Source organism: Oleiphilus sp. HI0117, from assembly GCF_001635235.1.
Genome location: NZ_LWGA01000911.1, coordinates 1 through 4,151, shown reverse-complemented (window position 1 = coordinate 4,151; position 4,151 = coordinate 1). Strand labels below are relative to the sequence as shown.

Genomic DNA, 4,151 nt, shown 5'->3' with positions numbered 1-4,151 from the left:
CAGGGAGAGAATACGATCTTGGTTGACGAGCAGTGTATGGGAGAATCTAAGTCTGCAATGTTATCTGGTAATGTGAGCTTTAAGGTGAGTGGAAATCTAGAATACCTGAGGGCTTGCTGTGGAGGGGTAGATGAAAAGCAGAGTCTGGTTGTCGAAGAGCTGCATGTAAGACGCTTAAAGCAAGAGATAACTTATCCTGGCCAGCTGGCGCAAACAGCTTAGCGTTTTACAACAAAAAAACGCAACTAACAATTGGGGTCATTAGCTGCGTTAAAGGGTAAAAGGAAAAGAAACTTAGCTTAGTATTAAGCCATAGCTTCTTGTGCAGTAGGCTTGGAATATTTAAGTACCCGTCCTACAACAGTTTTATACTGGCTTGAAAAGCTTCCCGTATTGTAAGGGATCTGATATTTCTCACAGATCTTCTGAACTTCAACAGCCATTGCTGGGTAATGACGTGCTGGCACATCTGGATATAAATGGTGTTCGATTTGGCAGCTCAAGTGACCTGTCATAATATGGAATAACTTGTTGCCCTCTAGATTTGAAGAACCCAGTATCTGACGGAAATACCATTCACCTTGTGACTCTCCCTGAATTTCTTCTTCAGTAAAGGTATGAGCGTCTTCGGTAAAGTGACCGCAAAAGATAATGGTAGAGGTCCAAAGGTTTCTAAGGATATTGGCAATTAAGTTACCGAGTAATACTTGCCCGGCCACAGGCCAGCATAGTAAAGGAAAGAATATGTAATCCTTGAAGGTTTGACGGCCGATTTTGCTAAAGAAATCTTTCTTTAATTGCTTGCGGCTAATTGGCAGGGAACTTGTTTCGCGGCGCTTGCCCATAAAGATTCTTTCTGCAGCGACTTCGTGGTAAGCAATCCCTGCTTCAAAGAAGGTGCTAAGCCCTAGGTAGCTGAATATCTGCCAGCGGTTTTTTGGCCGCCAAGGCAGGTCATCGCTAAGACGGAATATGCCATAGCCAAAGTCACGGTCTTTGCCGATAACATTTGTATAAGTGTGATGCTCGTGGTTGTGATAGCGCTTCCAAGAGCCCGAGTCTCCCGCAATATCCCACTCGAATTTTCTGGAGTTAATGTTAGGGTCATTCATCCAGTCATATTGCCCGTGCAGTACATTGTGGCCAATTTCCATATTGTCCAGAATCTTTGCTAAGGCCAACAGTAAAACTGCCAACACCCATAATAGGGGGCTTACAAAGCCCATTACCATTAGGATTCGGCCAGCAATTTCACTGCCGCGTTGAATTGCGATTAAACGTCGAATGTATTTTGCATCACTTGCGCCCACTTTCTTAAGGGTGTCTGCGCGAACTTTGTCCAGCTCTTCTGCAAAGCCGTCTAAGATTTCTCGGGATGGCTTCTGAGTATTGTTCGGATTCATAATGTCTTCCTGATTAATCTCTTAAAGTTCAAGTTCTACTTTGCCAACCGGCACCGAAACACAAAGCTGTATTTCTTCTTCTCCGGTATCCGAATATTGTTGGGTTCGCGTATTGAAGACTCGCCCGGTCTTCTTTTTACAAATACACTGGTGACACACGCCCATTCGACAACCCGCAACGGGTTTTAAACCTTGGTTCTCTGAGATTTCCAGCAGGGTAGCTTTGTCAGACTCGATAAACTGCTGAGGGTCAAAGGTGACTTGCTTTCGAGAGTCCAGGTAATCGACTTGAATCAGTTCATCGGCATCGTCTGCATTCATTCCCTCAAGAGATAAAGGCTGTTGGCCGAAGTATTCAAAGTGGATATCTGCTTCAGGAACCGTATTGGACGTTAGAAGCGATTGGGTAATTTCAATCATTTTCCCAGGCCCACATACGTAAAATTCTTTTTCGCTGATGTCTTCTACAAACATTTCCAGCTGCTGCTGATCTATTCTACCTTGGTGGTCACTATAGATAGTTGTTACCTGCAAACCCTTCGCTTCAAGGTGAGAAAGTTGCTCGGAAAAGAATAGGGATTGGCTATTATTTACATAAAAGAGCAACTGAGCCTGCTTATACCAAGCGTTGCTCTGGTATTCGTTCAGCATTGAAAATATGGGGGTTAGTCCGCTTCCGCCTGCAATAAATACTTTGTCTTTTACTGAGTTGCTTAGTTGGAAATCACCTTGGGCTTCGGATAAGTAAACAGTGTCACCACTTTTCAAAGCTTGGTTGAGCCATGGCGTTACAGCACCTTCTTCATTTGCGCGTATGGTTAAGGTGATTTCACCTGTGCGAAGAAAGTGTTTAGGCGAGCAGGAAAGGCTAAAGGTACGTGTTAGCATTGCGCCATCTTTTTCAACGCTTAGCTGTACATATTGTCCGGCATTAAAACCAGTCCATTTTTTTTCTGGCCTTAAAGTCAGCGTGTAGATGTCATCTGTTTCATTTCTTATGAAGAGTACTTGAGCACTAGTTCTTCCGTGACGCCAATTTGGGCGAAAAACCTGAATAATGGGCTCTAAAAAGACACCAAAGCTACCGGTATTGGTAAGTTGGCGGCTTAAGAAGCCAATAGCTTTCTGAGCGATTGTTTGCGATTCTGCTATAGGGCTTTCGCTGTTCATCCCTTTAGACATAGTGACCTCCTACTAAGTTCGAGGTACAGTTGTACGCTTTTTGTTCTATTATGTCTAGAATTGTCAGTCGCATAAGTATGATCATCTAATTTAGGTGGCCGAATTTTTTGGTAGTGGAGATTGTAGCAATTTAATTTGTGCGGAATATTTCATATCTGTGTAGTATGCCCATTTATTTATTAACGAATCTTGGGGATACCATGGCGCTGAAGTCCACGATCTATAAAGTTACTTTGCAACTAAGTGACTTTGATCGAGATCATTACCAAAGCTACTCGCTTAATGTTGCACTTCACCCATCTGAAACCATTGAACGTATGTTGCTTCGTTTGCTTGCTTTTTCATTGTATGCAGATGAAGCGCTAAGTTTTACCAAGGGTTTATCGACTGATGATGAGCCGGATATCTGGCTCAAGTCTTTATCCGACGAAATAGAGTTGTGGATCGACTTGGGCTTACCTGATTTAAAACGTATCCGTAAAGCTTCAGGTCGCTCAGATAAAGTTGTTGTATTGGCTTATGGCGGACAAAAGGTTGCCCCCTGGTTCGACGGGTTAGCAAAGGATTTGAAGCGTATAGCTAATTTGTCTGTCTTGCGTGCAGAGATGGCTGATATCGAGCCACTGCTTGCGCATGTCGAAAGAACGATGGAGCTCGTTGTGATGATTCAGGATGGAAGTTTGAATGTAAGCTTGGGGGAGAGTGTTGTTGACTTGAATATCGAGCGGCTGCTTGGCGAGGAATAATTGTCTTTTGCGATGGACGAATATAGCTGCAATCGGTTAATCTCCGTGTATCTAATGTATTGAAACGAGGAGAAAAACATTGAGCAATACAAAAATCATTACGCCAGACTTGTGCGACGAGTACCCGGATTTAGTTCAGGTCTTGGAACCGATGATGAACAATTACGGTGCAATCGATGCCTTTGGTGGCGAAATTGTTACGGTAAAGTGTTTTGAAGATAACTCTATCGTCAAAGAACAGGTGGGTTTACCTGGCGAAGGGCGAGTGATGGTTGTTGATGGCGGTGGTTCAATGCGTAATGCCTTGTTAGGTGATATGTTGGCTGAGAAAGCAGCTGCGAACGGCTGGTCTGGTTTGGTTATTTACGGCTGCATTCGTGATGTTGATGTGATCGGGCAGACGCAGCTAGGTGTTCAGGCAATGAACACTAATCCGCGTAAAACTGAAAAGCGTGGTATTGGTGATCTGAATGTTCCGGTCACCTTTGGTGGCGTAACCTTTACACCAGGTCACTACGTTTATGCCGATAATAATGGTGTTATTGTTTCGCCTGAAAAGTTGGAAATGCCAGCCTAGTAGAGACTTTAGCGAACACATAAAAAAGCCCGTGAGAAAAACGCTCACGGGCTTTTTTATGTGCTTATGAAATTGCTTCGCCTAACTCGCGATTTCTACAATTTCTGCGCCTACTTGAAAAGTATTTTCGTCGACCTGTGTGCAGCGTAGTACTTTTACGGTTGCATCCAGAGCGGGAAACGCATCGTTGCTTGAAGGAAGCGATGTCCGGCAAGTTGCTCCTGCTGTTAGTTCTTCTTCTAC

Annotated in this window: 4 protein-coding genes and 1 pseudogene; 3 read left to right on the top strand and 2 right to left on the bottom strand. The window is 43.9% G+C overall.

Annotated elements, in window-relative coordinates; translation table 11 throughout:
* Positions 1-222: pseudogene (locus A3757_RS16200) on the top strand (hypothetical protein); the annotation flags it as partial.
* Between the two features lie 83 nt (positions 223-305).
* Here the strand turns inward: A3757_RS16200 and A3757_RS16195 are convergent.
* Positions 306-1,403: an acyl-CoA desaturase gene (locus A3757_RS16195; protein WP_068511207.1), complete on the bottom strand. Its 1,098-nt coding sequence runs from the start codon at positions 1,401-1,403 to the stop codon at positions 306-308.
* Positions 1,404-1,424: 21 nt separating this feature from the next.
* Positions 1,425-2,585: a flavin reductase family protein gene (locus tag A3757_RS16190; protein ID WP_068553587.1), complete on the bottom strand. Its 1,161-nt coding sequence runs from the start codon at positions 2,583-2,585 to the stop codon at positions 1,425-1,427.
* A 200-nt stretch (positions 2,586-2,785) separates the two neighbouring features.
* Here A3757_RS16190 and A3757_RS16185 point away from each other — a divergent pair, with 200 nt between their 5' ends.
* Positions 2,786-3,331, top strand: a complete 546-nt coding sequence (locus A3757_RS16185; protein ID WP_068511585.1) for a YaeQ family protein — start codon at positions 2,786-2,788, stop codon at positions 3,329-3,331.
* Positions 3,332-3,410: 79 nt separating this feature from the next.
* Positions 3,411-3,908 (top strand): ribonuclease E activity regulator RraA, encoded by a 498-nt coding sequence (gene rraA, locus A3757_RS16180; RefSeq protein ID WP_068511588.1) that lies wholly within the window; start codon positions 3,411-3,413, stop codon positions 3,906-3,908.
* The last annotated feature ends 243 nt before the right edge of the window (positions 3,909-4,151 follow it).